General features: G+C 51.3%; 10 protein-coding genes. 6 read left to right on the forward strand and 4 right to left on the reverse strand.

Annotation, left to right across the window (positions count from 1 at the left end; all coding sequences use genetic code 11):
- The first annotated feature begins 405 nt into the window (after positions 1-405).
- On the forward strand, positions 406-1791 hold the full coding sequence (locus tag M975_RS07280) for a diaminobutyrate--2-oxoglutarate transaminase (RefSeq protein WP_064558340.1): 1386 nt from the start codon (positions 406-408) through the stop codon (positions 1789-1791).
- Between the two features lie 17 nt (positions 1792-1808).
- Positions 1809-3281 carry a pyridoxal phosphate-dependent decarboxylase family protein gene (locus tag M975_RS07285; RefSeq protein WP_064558343.1) on the forward strand — a complete coding sequence of 491 codons (1473 nt, stop codon included), beginning with the start codon at positions 1809-1811 and terminating at the stop codon, positions 3279-3281.
- Positions 3282-3821: 540 nt separating this feature from the next.
- Here the strand turns inward: M975_RS07285 and azoR are convergent.
- The gene (gene azoR / locus M975_RS07295; protein WP_064558348.1) at positions 3822-4427 is read right to left on the reverse strand and encodes an FMN-dependent NADH-azoreductase; all 606 of its coding nucleotides are present in this window, start codon (positions 4425-4427) and stop codon (positions 3822-3824) included.
- Positions 4428-4633: 206 nt separating this feature from the next.
- Between azoR and hrpA the strand changes: the two genes are divergently transcribed.
- Complete coding sequence (gene hrpA / locus M975_RS07300) at positions 4634-8533, forward strand: ATP-dependent RNA helicase HrpA (protein ID WP_064558351.1); 3900 nt, start codon at positions 4634-4636, stop codon at positions 8531-8533.
- Positions 8534-8742: 209 nt separating this feature from the next.
- Positions 8743-9507 carry an SDR family oxidoreductase gene (locus tag M975_RS07305; protein WP_064558354.1) on the forward strand — a complete coding sequence of 255 codons (765 nt, stop codon included), beginning with the start codon at positions 8743-8745 and terminating at the stop codon, positions 9505-9507.
- Positions 9508-9570: 63 nt separating this feature from the next.
- On the opposite strand, the gene pepT is transcribed toward M975_RS07305, so the two are convergent.
- Positions 9571-10800, reverse strand: a complete 1230-nt coding sequence (pepT, locus tag M975_RS07310; protein WP_064558357.1) for a peptidase T — start codon at positions 10798-10800, stop codon at positions 9571-9573.
- 114 nt (positions 10801-10914) lie between these two features.
- Between pepT and M975_RS07315 the strand changes: the two genes are divergently transcribed.
- Complete coding sequence (locus M975_RS07315; protein ID WP_157093346.1) at positions 10915-12519, forward strand: ABC transporter substrate-binding protein; 1605 nt, start codon at positions 10915-10917, stop codon at positions 12517-12519.
- Positions 12520-12565: 46 nt separating this feature from the next.
- Here M975_RS07315 and M975_RS07320 read toward each other — a convergent pair whose 3' ends face one another.
- Together M975_RS07320 and M975_RS07325 are read right to left on the reverse strand one after the other, a co-directional pair.
- Positions 12566-14956, reverse strand: coding sequence for a glucose/quinate/shikimate family membrane-bound PQQ-dependent dehydrogenase (locus tag M975_RS07320; RefSeq protein WP_064558360.1), 2391 nt, complete (start codon positions 14954-14956; stop codon positions 12566-12568).
- 297 nt (positions 14957-15253) lie between these two features.
- A complete protein-coding gene (locus M975_RS07325) occupies positions 15254-17551 on the reverse strand; it encodes an FdhF/YdeP family oxidoreductase (protein WP_064558363.1) in 2298 nt (765 codons plus the stop codon).
- Positions 17552-17798: 247 nt separating this feature from the next.
- Here M975_RS07325 and M975_RS07330 point away from each other — a divergent pair, with 247 nt between their 5' ends.
- Positions 17799-19490, forward strand: coding sequence for a methyl-accepting chemotaxis protein (locus M975_RS07330; protein WP_064558366.1), 1692 nt, complete (start codon positions 17799-17801; stop codon positions 19488-19490).
- Positions 19491-19582 lie beyond the last annotated feature (92 nt).

Below are 19582 nucleotides of genomic sequence, written 5' to 3' on the forward strand. Positions count from 1 at the left end.
AACATTCACCTTATATTCTTTGAGTCTTTTCTCCATTGAGAAAGATCCACTCTCAACAACAGACATCTCGTGCTGGTCTAATGTGTCAGGAAGTGCCCGTTTGTCTCTTACATCGAACGTGAGAAAACTGAATCATTCGCCTGATAAATGTCAAACTAGTGAATTTAATGTCTGATATAAACTTTGTTTTCAGCATAAATGACTATTGAGTAAGTAACGTACTGATTTTCATAAAATAAGTACAAGATAAAAACATTCAGACAACATAGAGAGATTCACAAAATAAAATATTGAGTAGAGAGTCAAAAGAACCTATATTGACGGCGTTTTTTACATAGTGGTCAGTTTTTCTACATTCATTTATTCAACTGCTGAATTTAAAGGTTCGACAGTTGTGGGAGAGATATGATGACGGATAAAGTCCGTATTGATAGTTTCGGTGCTAATTCATTAAATGGTAACAATGAAACCTACTTGGCCAGACAGGCTGAGTTTGAGTCAAATGTCAGGAGTTATCCGCGCAAATTGCCTTTAGCCATTGCTCAGGCGAAGGGTGTTTGGATCACTGATGTTGAGAATAATCAATATCTTGATTGCCTGGCTGGTGCAGGTACGCTTGCTCTTGGTCATAACCACCCTGATGTGCTGCAAAGCATCCAAAACGTCATTACCAGCGGCTTGCCGTTACATACATTGGATCTGACAACTCCGTTGAAAGATCAGTTCTCTGAATATCTTCTCTCTTTACTGCCAGGACAGGGTAAAGAGTATTGCCTGCAATTCACCGGCCCATCCGGTGCAGATGCCGTTGAAGCGGCTCTGAAACTGGCTAAGAAAGTGACTGGCCGTGCAGGTGTCATCAGCTTCTCTGGTGGCTACCACGGTATGACCCATGGCGCACTTTCCGTGACGGGTAACCTGTCTCCGAAAGAAGCGGTAGACGGCATGATGCCTGAAGTGCAGTTCATGCCTTACCCGCATCAGTACCGTTGCCCGCTGGGCATTGGCGGCGAAGCTGGCGTTAAAGCATTAACTTACTACTTCGAAAACCTGATCAACGACGTTGAGAGTGGTGTGCGCAAACCTGCGGCAGTCATTCTGGAAGCCGTTCAGGGTGAAGGCGGTGTGAACCCGGCTCCTGCTGAATGGTTGCAGCGCATCCGTAAAGTGACTAAAGAGCACGGCATTCTGTTGATTATTGATGAAGTCCAGGCTGGCTTCTGCCGTACCGGCAAACTGTTTGCTTACGAGCACGCAGGTATTGAGCCTGACATCATCGTTATGTCTAAAGCAGTGGGCGGCGGCTTGCCACTGGCGGTTCTGGGCATTAAGAAAGAGTTCGACGCATGGTCACCTGGTCACCACACCGGTACTTTCCGTGGTAACCAACTGGCGATGGCAACGGGCCTGACGACTCTGAAGCATCTGACTGAAAACAAGATTGCTGACAAAGTTGCGGCACAGGGCGAGTGGCTGAAAGGTCAACTGGCCAGCATGCAGAAACGTTATCCAGTGATTGGTCAGGTTCGTGGCCTGGGCTTAATGATCGGTATTGAGATCGTTAAACCAAACGAAGCGCAAGATCACATGGGTTGCTACCCGTCAGATCCAGAGCTGTCCGCATTGCTGCAGAAAAACTGCTTCAAAGCTGGCCTGATTCTGGAGCGCGGTGGCCGTAACGGTTGTGTACTGCGTCTGCTGCCATCCCTGCTTATCACTAACGATGAGCTGGCTATTTTCCTCGATAAGTTTGAGCAAGCGCTGTTGGCGTCTGGCATCAAACCTGTCTGAGTCGAGTGAGTGACCTGATGTCCGAACTAAACCCAATTCTGGCAGGCTCAGCGGAAAGTACTGAAGCCTACCAGCAGGCGATTGCACAGACCAGCGCGGCTGTTGTGCAATGGCTGCAGCAACCTGAGATGTATCAGGGCAAATCTGTTGCCGAGCTGCGTGAACGCATTCAACTGGATTTTAATCCACAGGGCCTGGGCAACCAGGCTGCTATTGAACGCGCTATCGAGTTCTTTTTAAAAGACAGCTTGTCTGTTCACCACCCACAGTGTGTTGCGCATCTGCACTGTCCGAGCCTGGTGATTAGCCAGGCGGCTGAAGTGTTGATCAACGCCACCAACCAGAGCATGGACTCCTGGGACCAAAGCCCGTCTGCGACCATCATCGAGATGAAGTTGATTGAGTGGTTGCGTACTCAGGTCGGTTATCAGGCTGGCGACGCAGGTGTATTCACCAGCGGCGGCACCCAGAGCAACCTGATGGGCCTGATGCTGGCTCGTGATGCGTTCTTCGCGCGTCAGGGCCATTCCATTCAGCAGGATGGGCTGGTTGGTAACCTGCGTAAGATTAAAGTGCTGTGTTCTGAAAATGCCCATTTCTCGGTGCAGAAGAATATGGCGTTGATGGGCCTTGGCTATCAATCTGTCACGCTGGTGAAAACCGATGAGTTTGCGCGCATGGATCTTAACGATCTTCGCGAAAAAGTGGCTCAGGCTCAGGCGAACGACGAGCAAATCCTGGCGATTGTTGCGACAGCTGGTACCACCGATGCCGGTGCTATCGACCCACTGCGCGAAATCGCAACGCTTGCAGCACAGCACCAGATTTGGGTGCATGTTGATGCAGCGTGGGGCGGGGCGCTTCTGATGTCTGAGAAGTATCGCGACTATCTGGATGGCATTGAGTTAGTGGACTCCATCACCCTGGACTTCCACAAACAATACTTCCAGACCATCAGCTGCGGTGCTTTCTTGCTCAAAGAATCTCGTCACTATGAATTGATGCGTTATCAGGCGGCTTATCTGAACTCTGAGTTCGATGAAGCAGCTGGCGTGCCAAACCTGGTGTCTAAATCTTTGCAGACGACGCGCCGTTTCGACGCACTGAAACTGTGGATGGGTCTTGAAGCCTTAGGTCAGAAGCAGTATGCCGCGATTATCGATCACGGTGTGACGCTTGCACAGGAAGTTGCGCAATACGTGACTGAACAGCCTTCTCTGGAACTGGTGATGAAACCACAACTGGCGAGCGTTCTGTTCCGTTTCCGTCCTGAGCAAATGGCTTGCGCCACTGATGCCGACATTGCCCTGTTGAACCAGAAAATTGGTGATGCATTGCTGGATTCTGGCCGCGCTAACCTGGGTGTAACCGAGCATAACGGCGTGACCTGCCTGAAAATGACATTGCTGAACCCAATTGTGACGCTTGAGGATATTAAAATCCTGCTGGCGCTGGTTGAGAAGACAGCACAGCCATTACTGGCAAAATAAGTAATATAAAAATGGGCGGTTTAATACCGCCCATTTGTTTATACCCCTCTTCTTATAATACAATTCGTTTTTCATATATAAATCTAGAAATATATTCACTCACATTATCATTAACCGCAAAACCACAGCAATAGATTGATATATAACGTTTATATTTATTTTCCATTAATTGTAAGCCATATTGAAATGCAATTTTCTAACGGTTAATATTGCGTTGGATTTTAATGAATAGCATGAGAATGAACCCGGTTCATTCTTTCTGTATGTCTGCGTATCATGGATGATGACGTTATGATTATTCTTACAACATTAACTATTTTTATTTTGAAGTTGTGCTACCCACAATACGACTGGGCTGGCCTACGCAAGCGTATTTTCTTTTGGTGGGCAATGAACTGCCTGTTTGCCTTTGCATTAGTGTATACAGAATGGTTTGGGCTTTCTTTTTTAGCCTCGTCGTTCTTATTAATTTTTATGTTGTTGTAGAAATAAAAACGGCAAACATAAAGTTTGCCGTTTTTAAAAATTTAACTCGAACGATTAAGCAGTAACGATGCTATCAATCGCCGCTTTCGCGTCAGATTGTGCTTTGGTCGCCACTTCCGGGCCGTAAGCGATACCTTCAGCGAACACGTAGTTCACATCAGTAATACCGATGAAGCCCAGGAACAGGTTCAGATACGGAACCAGCAGATCGGTTGGGGTATCTTTGTGAATACCGCCACGGCTGGTCAGAATCACTGCGCGTTTACCGGTCACCAGGCCTTCTGGGCCTTTTTCGGTGTAACGGAAGGTTACGCCAGCACGCGCTACCAGGTCGAAATAGTTCTTCAACTGTGTTGGAATGTTGAAGTTGTACATTGGTGCGTTGATAACAATCACGTCGTGAGCTTTCAGCTCAGCAATCAGTTCGTCAGACAACGCCAGAGCTTCTTGCTGACGTGGTGACAATGGAGCATCACTTGGACGCAGCGCGCCAACCAACTCGCCATCCAATACTGGGATTGGGTTTGCAGCTAAATCACGCACGGTGATTTCATCTGCGCTATGCTCTTCACGCCATTGTTCAACAAAATAGTCAGACAGCTGATTTGACTGAGAGTAACCTGCCAGGATGCTGGACTTCAGAACTAATACTTTGCTCATGGGTGATTCCTTTGTTGTGTTCATTCGGGACTGATTGCCCGTTGCTGTGGTGTACTTTATTCACAATCCGATTGCAGTGATAGCGCAATATATCGAACTCAATGTTCAATTCTATTGAACAAGGCGTCAAAAGGTGTGATGTGCTAATCTAGCGCTAATTGATGATACAGACTTACCAGGCAGTGCGCTGCCGCGATGATTAGATAATGGAAAACATAAAACCTTCACTGTCCTCATTATTCTCTCGCCTTGATGGCTTAATGCTACGCGACAGACAACGCTTCTCCCGCCGCTTACATGGCGCGAAGAAGGTGAAAAATCCTGAATCGCAGCAGGCAGTGCTTGATTCACTCGCCCAGGAAATCGACACAGCAGCCGGTAAGGTTCTGCTGCGTGAAGCCTCGCGCCCGAAAATCACCTATCCAGAAAACCTGCCTGTCAGCCAGAAGAAACAGGACATTTTCGATGCTATCCGTGACCACCAGGTGGTTATCGTGGCGGGTGAAACCGGCTCGGGTAAAACCACGCAGCTGCCAAAAATCTGCATGGAACTGGGGCGTGGCGTTAAAGGGCTGATCGGCCATACACAGCCTCGTCGCCTTGCAGCGCGAACCGTTGCCAACCGTATTGCCGAAGAGTTGCAAACTGAACCGGGCGGGTGCGTAGGTTATAAGGTACGTTTTACTGACCACGTCAGTGAAAATACCATGGTCAAACTGATGACCGACGGCATCCTGCTGGCTGAAATTCAGCAAGATCGCCTGCTGATGCAGTACGACACCATCATCATCGATGAAGCGCACGAACGCAGCCTGAACATCGATTTCCTGCTGGGCTACCTGCGTGAACTTCTGCCGCGTCGCCCGGATCTGAAAATCATTATTACGTCTGCGACCATCGACCCGCAGCGCTTCTCGCGCCATTTCAACAACGCGCCGATCATCGAAGTGTCTGGCCGTACTTACCCGGTGGAAGTGCGTTATCGCCCGATAGTTGAAGATGCTGACGATACCGATCGCGACCAGTTGCAGGCTATTTTCGATGCGGTAGATGAACTCGGCCACGAAAGTGCCGGAGATATTCTGATTTTCATGAGCGGCGAGCGCGAAATCCGTGACACCGCTGATGCATTAAACAAGCTGAATTTGCCGCACACCGAAGTGCTGCCGTTGTATGCACGTTTGTCGAACAGCGAGCAAAACCGCGTATTCCAGTCGCACGTCGGGCGGCGTATTGTACTGGCGACCAACGTTGCGGAAACCTCGCTGACGGTGCCTGGCATTAAATACGTTATCGACCCAGGTACCGCGCGTATCAGTCGTTACAGCTACCGCACCAAAGTACAGCGCCTGCCAATTGAACCGGTTTCGCAGGCGTCGGCCAACCAGCGTAAAGGCCGTTGTGGTCGTGTTTCTGACGGGATCTGTATTCGTCTTTATTCGGAAGATGATTTCCTGTCACGCCCGGAATTTACCGACCCGGAAATTCTGCGTACTAACCTGGCGTCCGTTATCTTGCAGATGACATCGCTTGGGCTGGGCGATATTGCCGCATTCCCGTTCGTCGAAGCACCGGACAAACGCAATATTCAGGACGGTGTGCGCCTGCTTGAAGAACTTGGCGCGATTACCAGCGAAGCCGATCTCAGCGTCTACAAGTTGACGCCTTCTGGCCGTCAGCTTGCACAACTGCCGGTCGACCCGCGTCTTGCGCGTATGGTGCTGGAAGCGCAGAAATTTGGCTGCGTGCGTGAAGTGATGATTATCACCGCTGGCCTGTCGATTCAGGACCCGCGTGAACGGCCGATGGACAAACAGCAGGCGTCGGATGAAAAACACCGCCGCTTCCAGGACAAAGAGTCTGATTTCCTTAGCTTTGTGAACCTGTGGAATTATCTTGGCGAGCAGCAAAAAGAGCTGTCGTCGAACCAGTTCCGCCGCCAGTGCAAACTCGATTACCTGAACTACCTGCGTGTGCGTGAATGGCAGGATATTTACACCCAATTGCGCCAGGTGGTGAAAGAGCTGGGCTTGCCGATTAACAGCGAACCGGCGGATTTCCGTTCCGTTCACTGCGCCTTGCTGACCGGTTTGCTTTCCCATATCGGCCAAAAAGATGCCGATAAACAGGAATACACCGGCGCGCGCAACGCCCGTTTCTCTATCTTCCCAGGCTCCGGTTTATTTAAGAAACCGCCAAAATGGACGATGGTTGCCGAACTGGTGGAAACCAGCCGCCTGTGGGGGCGCATCGCGGCCCGTATCGACCCGGAATGGGTAGAGCCGCTGGCGCAGCACTTATTAAAACGTTCATACAGCGAACCGCACTGGGAGAAATCTCAGGGTGCGGTGATGGCAACCGAAAAAGTCACGCTGTACGGCTTGCCGATTGTGGCCGCCCGTGGCGTGAATTACAGCCAGATTGACCCGGCACTGTGCCGTGAGCTGTTCATTCGCCATGCACTGGTGGAAGGCGACTGGCAGACGCGCCACGCGTTCTTCCGCGACAATCTTAAGCTGCGCAATGAAATTGAAGAGCTTGAGCATAAATCCCGTCGCCGCGACATTCTGGTCGACGACGACACGATGTTTGAGTTTTACGATCAACGCATTTCGCATGACGTCATTTCCGCACGCCATTTCGATAACTGGTGGAAACAGGCCAGCAAAGAAACGCCGGATCTGCTCAATTTCGAAAAGAGCATGTTGATCAAAGAGGGTGCGGAGCAAGTCAGCAAACTCGACTATCCAAACTTCTGGCATCAGGGCAATCTCAAGCTACGCCTGACATACCAGTTTGAACCAGGTGCTGACGCCGATGGTGTGACCGTGCATATCCCGCTGCCGTTGTTAAACCAGGTCGAAGAGGCCGGTTTTGAGTGGCAAATTCCAGGTGTGCGCCGTGAACTGGTGATTGCGTTGATCAAATCATTGCCAAAACCGGTGCGCCGCAACTTTGTGCCTGCGCCAAATTACGCCGAAGCCTTTTTAGGCCGCGCCACACCGCTGGAATTGCCGCTGCTGGAAAGTTTAGAGCGTGAATTCCGCCGCATGTCGGGTATTACCATTGACCGCGAAGACTGGCATTGGGAGCAGGTGCCCGATCACCTGAAAATGACGTTCCGTATCGTCGATGAAAACAATAAGAAACTCAAAGAGGGCAAAGACCTCACCGAGTTGAAAGGTGGCCTGAAAGATAAAGTCCAGCAAACGCTCTCGGCGGTTGCCGATGACGGTATTGAACAAAGCGGCCTGCATATCTGGAGCTTTGGTAAGCTTCCGGAAAGCTACGAGCAGAAACGCGGCAATTACCGCATGAAGGCATTCCCGGCGCTGGTGGATGAAAAAGAGAGCGTGGCAATCAAGTTGTTTGATAACCCGATCGAACAGCAGCAGGCGATGTGGCGTGGTTTGCGCCGTTTGCTGCTGCTGAACATTCCCTCGCCGATCAAATACCTGCATGAAAAACTGCCGAACAAAGCCAAACTCGGCCTGTACTTCAACCCGTACGGCAAAGTCATGGATTTGATCGACGACTGTATTTCTTGCGGTGTGGACAAGCTGATTGCGAAAGCGGGCGGCCCGGTCTGGAGCGAAGAGGGCTTTGCGGCTTTGCATGAGCAAGTGCGTGCAGAACTCAACGAAACCGTGGTGGAAATTGCCAAACAGGTCGAACAAATCCTGACGGCTGTTTTCAATATCAATAAGCGGCTGAAAGGGCGCGTAGATATGACCATGGCGCTGGGGCTTTCGGATGTGAAAGCGCAGATGAGCGGGCTGGTTTATCGCGGTTTTGTTACCGGAAATGGCTACAAACGCTTAAGCGATACGCTGCGTTATCTGAATGCTATTGAGAAACGCCTCGAAAAAATGGCGGTCGATCCGCATCGTGACCGGGTACAAATGCTGAAAGTGGAGCATGTGCAGCAAACCTGGCAGCAGTGGCTGAATAAACTGCCGCCAGCCCGCCGGGTGGACGACGATGTGCAGGAGATCCGCTGGATGATCGAAGAGTTGCGTGTGAGTTTCTTTGCCCAGCAATTGGGTACGCCTTATCCGATTTCTGATAAGCGTATTTTGCAGGCGATGGAAGCGATTACTGTTTAAAACAACCCTCATCCTAACCTTCTCCCTGAGGGAGAAGGGACTGTCTGGAGTTCTCGCTGTCCTGAGGGAGAAGGGGCAGTCTGGTGTTCTCCCTCTCCTGGGGGAGAGGGCCGGGGTGAGGGCGCCATATGGCCAATAATGCAATAATCCCCTTCCGGAACCATACTCCATGAGCGGTCAAATTCTGACCGCTCCACCGGGGTTCTCTTATGAAACGTTTAGCCGATAAAGTTGCCATTGTTACCGGGGCCAGTTCAGGCATCGGGTATGTCACCGCCAAACTGTTCGCCGCCGAAGGCGCAAAAGTGGTCGTGGGCGCCAGGCGTGAAGCCGAACTTGCTCAATTGGTTGATGAAATTAAAGCTGCCGGGGGCGAGGCCGTTGCCGTAACGGGCGATGTGCGCGAAGAAGCCTATGCCAAAGCGCTGGTTGCAAAAGCAGTGGAAACCTGGGGACGGCTGGATATTGCCTTCAACAATGCGGGCACATTGGGTGAAAATGGCCCGAGCACTGAAGTCTCAGCGGAAGGGTTTGCCAATGCGGTTGCCATCAATCTGACCGGATCTTTCCTCGGAGCTAAACATCAAATTGCCGAAATGCTCAAACACGGCGGCGGCTCGGTCATCTTTACTTCGACGTTCGTCGGCTATTCCTTCGCATTCCCACAAGTGGCTTCATATGCTGCCAGCAAAGCCGGGCTGATTGGCCTGACTCAGGCATTAGCTTCCGAATATGGCCCGCAAAATATTCGCGTTAATTCTGTTTTACCGGGCGCGGTGGATACCGATATGTATCGCGATATGAATGATACGGCGGAATCTCAGGCATTCATTACCGGGTTGCACGCACTCAAACGTGTAGGGAAACCAGAAGAAATAGCACGAGCGGTATTATGGCTGGCGTCTGATGAATCGTCATTTGTGACGGGCACGGCATCGTTAGTGGACGGCGGGGCATCGATTAACGGCGTATAGCCATTATTCTTTTCGTAAGGTGGATGAATGCGGATTCATCCACCGTTTTGCCAAAGACCGGACTTATTTAGCCGCTAACAAACACAACTTCAGCGCCACGTTATAAGATGCTTCAAATGCTCTCAGCGGTAAGAATTCAAACTTAGAGTGGAAATTATGCGCGCCCGTAAAGAAGTTTGGCGTTAATAACCCTTTTGCAGAAAGTGCAGCGCCGTCGGTGCCGCCACGCATAGGAATGATCTTAGGTTCAATATTCAACTCTTTCATGGCGTCAAAAATTAAATCGATCGCCCGACGATCCTCTTTGATGGCATTACTGATATTGCTGTAAGTATCACTGATGGTCACTTCAACTTTCGCGCTAGGGTGCTGCGCGGCAATTTTCGCCGCAACATCACGAATTTGTTGTTTACGCGCTGCAAAATTCTGCGTATCAAAATCACGAATATTGGCTTTCAGTATGGCGTCATTTTGCGTGGTGTTCATGCCGTTAAACCAAATATACCCTTTGCGGCCTTCTGTATTTTCCGGCGTTTGTTGGCGGTCAAAATGGCTGATGAAATCATGCGCCATTAATAGTGGGTTCACTAAGACGCCTTTTGCTGACATTGGGTGGGCGGTCACACCGGTAAAACGAATCTCAGCATGGGCGGCGTTAAAGTTTTCAAACACCACTTCACCTAATTCACAGCAGTCGATAGTCCAGGCGAAATCAACGTCAAAACGCGCCAGGTCCAGCGCTTTAGCACCACATAAACCAATTTCTTCATCAGGCACAAAGGCGACGACAATATCACCGTGCTTCATCTCAGGCGTCAGGTTTTCCAGTAGCGTCATCACCACGGTTACGGCTGATTTATTATCTGCGCCGAGCACACTGGTGCCATCGCTAAAAATGATCTCTTCGTTTGGATAGGCCAAAATTTCCGGGTGTTCAGCGGTGCGCAGCCAGATATCTTGTTGCGGGTTTAGGCAAAGATCCTCGCCGTTAAAGCGCAGCACTTGCGGGTGAATATCCGGCGACAGCCCGACATCGACGGTGTCGATGTGTGTGATAAACCCAACGCGTGGCGCGCCTTCAATCGTGCCTTTTTTGACCGCAGTGACAGTGGCATGTTCGTCGATAACCACATCGTCTAGACCGAGTTCGCGGAGTTCACTTGCCAGTAATTGTGCCATTTCATGTTGGCCTGGAGTGCTTGGTAGGGTGCTGGCACCAGCCTGGCTTTGGCTGGTGATCGCCAGGTAGCGGAAGAAACGTTGTGTTAATTGTTCTGAGAGTTGTGATGCCATGACTTCCTCTTTACTGAATATATTCATTTGTTTGAAATCGACTTTTAATGTTATTTATTAAGTCGCTTTGTACAAGCACTATCCTGGGTGAAAATTATAAATAATAGGGCAGGCATGAAAACCAACATCACAACAACAACCACAAAACTAGCATTGATAATAGCCGCGTTAACAGTCAGTTCTACTGTTGCAGCTAAAACATTAGTTTATTGTTCCGAGGGTTCACCGGAAAACTTTAACCCGCAGTTATATACGTCCGGGACCAGCGTTGATGCCAGCGCTGTACCGGTTTATAACCGCTTAGTGGATTTTAAAGTCGGTACTACCGAGTTGCAGCCAAGCCTCGCGGAAAGCTGGGATGTCAGTGAAGATGGCAAAGTTTATACTTTCCATCTGCGCAAAGGGGTGAAATTCCAGAGCAACAAATATTTTAAACCGAGTCGTGATTTTAACGCTGACGATGTCATTTTCTCGTTTATGCGCCAGAAAGATCCAAAGCATCCATACCATAATGTTTCCAGTGGAAACTATTCCAATTTTGAAAGTCTCGAATTTGGCAAATTAATAACTGCCATCGATAAAGTTGACGATAATACCGTGCGCTTTACCCTGACTCACCCGGAAGCTCCATTTATTGCTGACCTGGGCTGGTATTTCGCCTCTATTCTTTCCGCTGAATATGCCGATACGATGCTAAAAGCGGGCACCCCTGAACGCGTCGATATGGACCCAATCGGCACTGGGCCATTCCGCCTGGCGCAGTATCAGAAAGATTCGCGCATCCTGTTTACCGCCTTCCCGGAATACTGGCAGGGGAAAGCAAAAATCGACAAGCTGGTGTTCTCCATTACGCCAGATGCTTCGGTGCGCTACGCCAAACTTGAGAAAAATGAATGCCAGGTAATGCCATTCCCGAACCCAGCAGACTTGCCGCGCATGAAAGAAAACGCCGATATCAACCTGATGCAAAAAGCCGGGCTGAATACCGGTTTCCTTGCGTTTAACACTCAAAAAGCGCCGTTGGATAACGTGAAAGTGCGCCAGGCACTGGCGATGGCTATCAACAAGCCCGCCATCATTGATGCGGTTTTCCGCGGCACCGGAACCGTGGCTAAAAACTTACTGCCACCGGGCGTGTGGAGTGCGGACGATACGCTTAAAGATTACGAATATGATCCGGAAAAAGCCAAAGCGTTACTGAAAGAGGCGGGCTTTGCTAACGGTATGACCATCGACCTGTGGGCGATGCCGGTACAGCGTCCGTACAACCCTAACGCCAAACGTATGGCCGAAATGATTCAGGCTGATTGGGCGAAAATTGGCGTCACGGCAAAAGTGGTGACCTATGAATGGGGTGAATATTTAAAGCGTGTGAAAAGTGGGGAACACCAGGCGGCGTTAATGGGCTGGACTACTGCAACCGGTGACCCGGATAACTTCTTTGGCCCGCTGTTTACCTGCCGTGCGGCGGATGGCGGTTCTAACTCCGCGAAATGGTGTTACCAGCCATTCGACAAGCTGATTCTGGATGCACGTACTTCGAGCGACCATGACAAGCGCGTGGCGTTATACAAAGAAGCACAGCAGATGATGCACGACCAAATGCCGGCGGTGATGATTGCGCACTCGACGATTTTCGAGCCGGTGCGCAAAGAAGTGACAGGCTATGAAGTTGATCCGTTTGGTAAACACATTTTCTACCAGGTGGATGTAAAGTAATGATCTAATGTAAAAACGGGTGCCAAATGCACCCGTTTTTATTGGCTTATTTCGCGTCTGGTAACGCGTACGCAATAATGTAATCGCCACGGTCAGGAGACTGACGTGCCCCGCCTGCGTTAATCACAATGTACTGTTTGCCTGTTTTCGGCGACACATAGGTCATCGGTCCGGACTGACTGCCCACTGGCAGGCGTGATTTCCAGATTTCCTTGCCGTTTGCGGTATCAAACGCGCGCAGATAGAAATCTTGCGTACCCGCGAAGAACAGCAGGCCAGACTGTGTAGAAAGCGATGCACCCAGCGTCGGCATCCCGATTGGGATAGGTAAATGCATACGAATACCGAGCGGGCCGGTGTCTTGCACTGTACCCACCGGAACCTGCCAGACGACTTTTCCGGATTTCAGGTCAATTGCCGACATCGTTCCAAACGGTGGCTTCTGGCACGGAATACCCAGCGGCGAGAGGAAACGCTCACGCATTGCGCCGAACGGTGTGCCGTCCATTGGAACAATACCCATCTCAATACCGCTGGCGTTTTTCGCCACGTTGGCGCGTGGAACCATATAGTTCGCCAGCCCCAGACGCATATCGTTCACGAACATCAGGCTGTTGTTTGGGTCAACGGAAACGCTGCCCCAGTTCATACCGCCGAGCGAACCTGGGTATTGCAGCGAACGGTCAAGTCCCGGTGGTGTATAAACACCTTCGTGGCGCATTCCCTTAAACTCAATACGGCAGATAAGCAGGTCGATTGGCGTAGCACCCCACATGTCCGACTCTTTCAGGGTTCCGTTGCCAATCATTGGCATCCCGACAGAATACGGCTGGGTTTTTGAATAGCGTTCGCCTTCAATATTGCCCTGCGGAACCGGACGCTCTTCGACTTTCGCAACCGGTTCACCGGTTTCGCGGTTAAGCATGAAAATCATGCCCTGTTTAGAGGTCTGCACAATCACCGGCGTGGTGCTGCCTTTGCCATCTGGCAAATCATAAAGCAGCGGTTGCGACGGTAAATCGAAGTCCCACAAATCGTGGTGAGTGGTCTGGAAATGCCAGCGCACCTGGCCCGTTGCCGCATCTACCGCAACGATGGATGAGCTGTATTTGTCGTCTTGCGCAGTACGCGTGCCGCCAAAGAAATCAGGCGTGGCGTTACCGGTTGGCAAATAAATCAGCCCCAGTTTTGCGTCATAAGACATGGCTGACCAGACGTTTGGCGTGCCACGTGTGTAGGTCTGTCCTTCTGGTGGTAAACCGGTAATTGCCGGGTTACCCGGATCCCATGCCCACGCCAGTTTACCGGTGTGAACATCATAAGCACGCACCACACCCGGAGGCTCGCCGGTGGAGAAGTTATCCGCCACGCGGCCACCGACCACCACCACATTTCCTGCTACCAGTGGCGTAGATGTTTGCTGGTAATAACCCGGTTTCACTTCACCCATGCCTGCTTTCAGGTCAACGGTGCCGTGATCGCCAAAGTCTTCGCACAGCTTGCCGTTGTCGGCATTAATTGCCAGCAAACGTGCATCGGTTGTTGGCAGGAACAGGCGGCGAGGGCAAGCAGCAGGCTGTGCCGGTTCGGCAAGTGTTGCCGCGACTTTCTGAGTGGTTTCTTCGAAATAGCCTAAACCACGGCAGCGCTGCCAGTTAGGTGCCGTCGCGTGGCTATCGAAGCGCCATTTTTCTTTACCGGAATCCACATCCAGCGCCAGTACCTTGCTGTAAGGCGTGCAGACAAACAGCGTGTCGCCAACCTGCAATGGCGTGTTCTGATCTTCCGCGCCAGAGCCGTTGCTTTGCGGGATATCGCCGGTATGTGCAGTCCACGCAACTTCAAGCCCGGCTACGTTGCCTTTGTTGATTTGGTCGAGTGCTGCAAAGCGGTCACCATGAGTGGTGTTACCCCAGTGCTTCCAGTCTTTTTGCACTTCATCAGGCGTGACGGGTTTTACCGGCACCTCTTCATTTGCGGCAACCTGAACCTGCGGCACAAACATCCAGCCTGCACTCACCAGCATACAAACGGCGAGCAGGGCGGCGAGACTATACGCCGGAGCTTTTTTTACCGGGGCAGAGCTACGGGCGGCGCGCAAAATCGGCCAGGCAATCGCAGCCAGAAATGCCAGCACGGCAAAAGTAAACAGGCGTGAGAAGAGCGGCCAGAAATCCATCCCCGCGTCGCTAATCGCCCAGAATATTGAGCAGATGAATGCCGCGCCATACAACACCAGCCCGGCAGTTTTCTTTTTGAAAATCAGAACGGCGGAAATGAGCATCACCATGCCCATCAGCAAGAAGTAGAAGCTCCCGCCCAGTGCAACTAAATAAGCCCCACCGATACTAATGGCGAGGCCGATAAGTGCCATCAACCCGCCGAGAACCCACAGCAGCCCGAGAGCCAGACCGCGTGGGGGAGTATAAATTGCCATAACATTCTCCTGTCGAAACGTATTCCGTACGCTTCATATGCAGCAACGACTCCTTGTAGTAGCAGGAGATCGTTTGATTTGTACCACCTGGTGTAATGATTAAGCCATTGGTTGGTTTTTAGTGCATATCAGCAATTGTAATAAGCACCATAACGAACCAATTGGTTAATTGGTGGTTATCATAATCTCCCGCTATGACATTGCAAAGTTGTTAATGAGAAATCTCGCATTTATTGCGAACTGGTAACGGGAAAGGGTGTTTTGGCCGGATGGGCGCAGTGCCATCCGGCCGGCGGGTTACGCGATACGCTGCGTTTCTGTTATCTCAGTACGGCAAATTTTTACCGGTACGGATTTCGACGTTGGTGTCCCGGTGCCGTCGCCGACGCTGCTCAGGGGAACCAATGGGTTCGTTTCCGGGTAATAGGCTGCAAGGTTGCCGCGCGGAATATTGTACGGCACGACTTTAAACCCGCTGACTTTACGCGAAATACCGTCATTCCAGACCGTTTCGATATCCACTAAATCGCCGTCCTGCAATTCCAGTGCCGCGAGATCCTCCGGGTTGATAAACAGCACTTCACGCTGCCCGTACACGCCACGGTAGCGGTCGTCGAGGCCGTAAATCGTGGTGTTGTACTGGTCATGGGAGCGCAGCGTTTGCAGAGTAAACGGCGCATTAAGCTCACCGAATAATGATTCAGGCAGGGGGGCTGCACTAAACTCGGCTTTGCCGGTTGGCGTATTAAAGCGTAACTCCGCAGCAGCATTGCCCAGGTAGAAACCGCCGGGTTTTTCACACTGCTGGTTAAAGTCTTTAAAACCGGGCAGGGTGGCGGCGATGTGTTCACGAATCAGGTTGTAATCATCGGCAAGCCGCAGCCAGTCTAGTTTTTCATGCCCAAGCACCGCATTAGCCATTCCGCAGACAATCGCGGTTTCTGAACGTTGCGTACTGGCAATCGGTTTGCCAATACCTTCGGAGGCATGCACCATGCTGAATGAGTCTTCAACCGTGATGAACTGGCGACCGCTGGCCTGCATATCTTCTTCGGTGCGCCCAAGCGTTGGCAGAATTAATGCCACTTTTCCCGGCACCAGATGAGTGCGATTCAGCTTGGTGCTGATGTGCACGGTCAGGCCGCAGCGTGTTAAGGCTTCTTCCGTGCGTGGGCTGTCTGGCGCAGCAGCAGCCAGGTTACCACCGAGCGTTATCAACACTTTGACTTCATCGCGCAGCATGGCTGCAATCGCTTCAACGGTGTTGTGCCCTTGAGCGCGTGGCGGTTCAAAACCGAAATGCGCGGCAAGGCTATCGAGCAACGCCGCCGATGGTTTTTCATCAATCCCCATGGTGCGGTTGCCCTGCACATTACTGTGGCCACGCACCGGGCACAGCCCCGCACCTGGCTTGCCAAGGTGGCCGCCCAACAGTTGCAGGTTAACGATTTCACGCACTGTATTAAGCGAATGCTTATGCTGTGTGATACCCATCGCCCAGGTGAAAATCACGCGATCGGCCTGCTGCCAGACGCTTGCCGCATCACGCAACTGCGGTTCGCTTAAGCCCGACTGGTGGGTAATGTGTTCCCAGGTGGTGTTGTCGATTTCAGCAAACCAGTCGTCCACGCCGTGCGTGTGCTCAGCAATAAAGGCTTTATCAAAAATACCCCCGCCACCTTGCGCCAGTTGCTGACGATGCGTTTCCAGCAACGCTTTCGCCATGCCGCGAATGGCCGCCATATCACCACCCAGATTCGGCTGGTAATAATAGGTGCTGATTTTTCCCGCAAGCGGCGTAACGACTTCCAGCGGTTTTTGCGGATCGGCAAAACGCTCAAGGCCACGTTCACGCAATGTGTTAAAGGTGACAATTTGCGCCCCGTTCTCTGCCGCGTGGCGCAGGCTGTGCAGCATGCGAGGGTGGTTAGTGCCTGGGTTTTGGCCAAACACGAATATCGCGTTGGCTTTATCAAAATCATTCAGGTGAATCGTGCCTTTGCCAACGCCAATGCTGCGTTTCAGGCCGCTGCCGCTGGCTTCGTGGCACATATTCGAGCAGTCAGGGAAGTTGTTGGTGCCCACCATGCGCCCGAAAAGCTGATACAAATAAGACGCTTCGTTACTGGCGCGCCCAGATGTGTACAGCTCCATCTGGTTCGGGTTATCCAGTGCTTTAATATGCCGGGCGATGAGCGCCAGTGCATCGTCCCAGCCAATCGCTTCGTAGTGGTCAGTCTGCGGGTTGTAGCGCAGCGGTTCAGTGAGTCGCCCCTGGTATTCAAGGAAATAATCACTCTGCTGGTACAATTTACTGACGCTGTGTTGGGCAAAAAATTCGTGGTCGATGAAGCGACGTGTCGCTTCCCATGTCACAGCTTTTGCGCCGTTTTCGCAGAAGCTAAAAGTGCTTTTGTTATCGTCACCCCAGGCACAACCCGGGCAATCAAACCCTTTGGCTTTATTCATCCGCAACAAATTGCGCAGGTTTTTTAAGGCATGTTTGCTGTCGATAACAAAGCGGGTGGTGGCTTCAAGTGAGCCCCAGCCACCGGCTGCAGCATGATAGGGTTTGATCGCTGATTTAAATTTCATAACGCCTGATAATTGTCCTTTGGGCGACCGCATGCGGTTGCGCCATTTACTGTTACAGTCAGTTTACTCCGGTTTAACCTGTATGTAAGCCTTACTAATTACATGGCTAAACTGTGATCTGTATAACTAATCGCCGATATTTTGTTAACCCCACCACAAAACGCCAACTTTTTGTTCAACCTTTGGTTTCTCAGGGCCGATGTCCCTTTTACAGAAACACCTTTTTACAAAAAGAGAAACCAAGGACATGGCTAAAACAAAAATCGCCCCGCAAGGGGTTGTTCGCTTCTGGCATCACATTCGGCTGGTACCGCTGTTTACCTCAATTCTGGTTGGGATCTTAGTTCTGTTTGCCTTGTGTGTGGGGCTGGCGAGCTACTTTTTGATTCAAAGCGACAAAGCTCTGCAAGATGTCACTAACGAAATTCAGGTGCGCATTGGGCTTTCTGAAAGCTCCACCGATTTGCGCAGCGCACGGCTGAATATCATTCATGCTGGTGCCGCAGGGCGTGTGGCGGATATGGACGATATGAAATTCAATATCGCTGAAGCCGAAAAGCTGATGAAACAAGCGCAGAGCAGTTTCGACATATATATGACGCGGGCGGATAAAACAGAAGCGGGTGAGGCGCTGGATAGCCAACTGCGGGCGCGTTTCGACGACTACCTGAACAAGGGTATGTTACCGATGATGAAATATGCCAAAAACGGCATGTTTGAAGCCATCATCAACCATGAAAACGAAGAGGCACGCAAGCTGGATGCCGATTACGACAAACTGCTGGTGCAGGCCGCGCAGATCCGCACTGAACGCGCACAGGCACTGCATGAGCAGGCGCAGAGTCGTTCACATCTCAGTGTGATGGTGATGGCAGGGGCATTTGCGGCGGCGTTATTGCTGACGATCTTCACGTTTGTGGTGTTACGGCGGGTGGTGATTCAACCCTTGCAACAGGCGGCAACACGCATTGATCATATCGCAAAAGGGGATTTAACCTTTGCACCGCAGGCGTTCGGCAGCAGCGAAATTGGCAAACTTAACCACAGCTTGCAGGAAATGCAGACCGCGCTGGTCAGTACTGTCAGTGAAGTTCGCATGGGGGCCGAAGCCATTTATCAGGGCACCAGCGAAATTTCTGCCGGGAACACGGATTTGTCTGCACGCACCGAGCAACAGGTCGCAGCACTCGAAGAAACGGCCGCCAGCATGGAGCAGTTAACGGCTACCGTGAAACAGAACTCCGATAACGCACATCACGCGACAAAACTTGCCGAAGAAGCCTCGCATAAAGCCAGCGACGGCGGGCGTATCGTTTCTGGTGTCGTCAGCACCATGAATAATATTTCCAGCAGCTCGAAGAAAATCTCTGAAATAACCGCTGTGATTAACAGCATTGCTTTCCAGACCAATATTCTGGCGTTGAATGCGGCTGTAGAAGCGGCGCGTGCTGGCGAGCAGGGGCGCGGGTTTGCGGTTGTCGCAACCGAGGTTCGCACTCTGGCCCAGCGCAGTGCGCAGGCCGCTAAAGAGATTGAAGGCCTTATCAATGAGTCGGTATCGCTGATTAATAATGGTTCGAGCCAGGTCGCACATGCGGGTGAAACGATGACGGGGATTGTCGGCGCAGTGCGGCGCGTCACCGATATTATGCAGGAGATTGCGGCGGCTTCTGACGAGCAGAGCCGTGGCATTCAGCAGGTCGGTATTGCGATAAACGAGATGGATAACGTGACGCAGCAGAACGCTGCACTGGTAGAGGAAGCCTCTGCGGCGGCGGTGTCGCTGGAAGAGCAGGCGGCACGCCTGACTACCGCTGTAGGAATATTTCGTTTAAGCCATCAGCCCAACGTTGTAAAAACTCAGCCTGAAAAGCCAAAATCTACCGCTAAGGCTGCTAAAACTGTTATAGACGAAGACGATAACTGGGCAACATTTTAGATGATGTGAATCGGTGGATGTCGCTTGCGCTAATCCACCCTACAAACCCTCAAAAAAGGCCGTTCGTAGGTCGGATTAGCGCAGCGACATCC

This window comes from Buttiauxella brennerae ATCC 51605, assembly GCF_001654925.1.
GTDB lineage: Bacteria > Pseudomonadota > Gammaproteobacteria > Enterobacterales > Enterobacteriaceae > Buttiauxella > Buttiauxella brennerae.

Coding starts and splice junctions, on each gene's coding strand:
- M975_RS07280 (WP_064558340.1), top strand. CDS start 406: ATGATGACGGATAAAGTCCGTATTGATAGTTTCGGTGCTAATTCATTA.
- M975_RS07285 (WP_064558343.1), top strand. CDS start 1,809: ATGTCCGAACTAAACCCAATTCTGGCAGGCTCAGCGGAAAGTACTGAA.
- azoR (WP_064558348.1), bottom strand. CDS start 4,427: ATGAGCAAAGTATTAGTTCTGAAGTCCAGCATCCTGGCAGGTTACTCT.
- hrpA (WP_064558351.1), top strand. CDS start 4,634: ATGGAAAACATAAAACCTTCACTGTCCTCATTATTCTCTCGCCTTGAT.
- M975_RS07305 (WP_064558354.1), top strand. CDS start 8,743: ATGAAACGTTTAGCCGATAAAGTTGCCATTGTTACCGGGGCCAGTTCA.
- pepT (WP_064558357.1), bottom strand. CDS start 10,800: ATGGCATCACAACTCTCAGAACAATTAACACAACGTTTCTTCCGCTAC.
- M975_RS07315 (WP_157093346.1), top strand. CDS start 10,915: ATGAAAACCAACATCACAACAACAACCACAAAACTAGCATTGATAATA.
- M975_RS07320 (WP_064558360.1), bottom strand. CDS start 14,956: ATGGCAATTTATACTCCCCCACGCGGTCTGGCTCTCGGGCTGCTGTGG.
- M975_RS07325 (WP_064558363.1), bottom strand. CDS start 17,551: ATGAAATTTAAATCAGCGATCAAACCCTATCATGCTGCAGCCGGTGGC.
- M975_RS07330 (WP_064558366.1), top strand. CDS start 17,799: ATGGCTAAAACAAAAATCGCCCCGCAAGGGGTTGTTCGCTTCTGGCAT.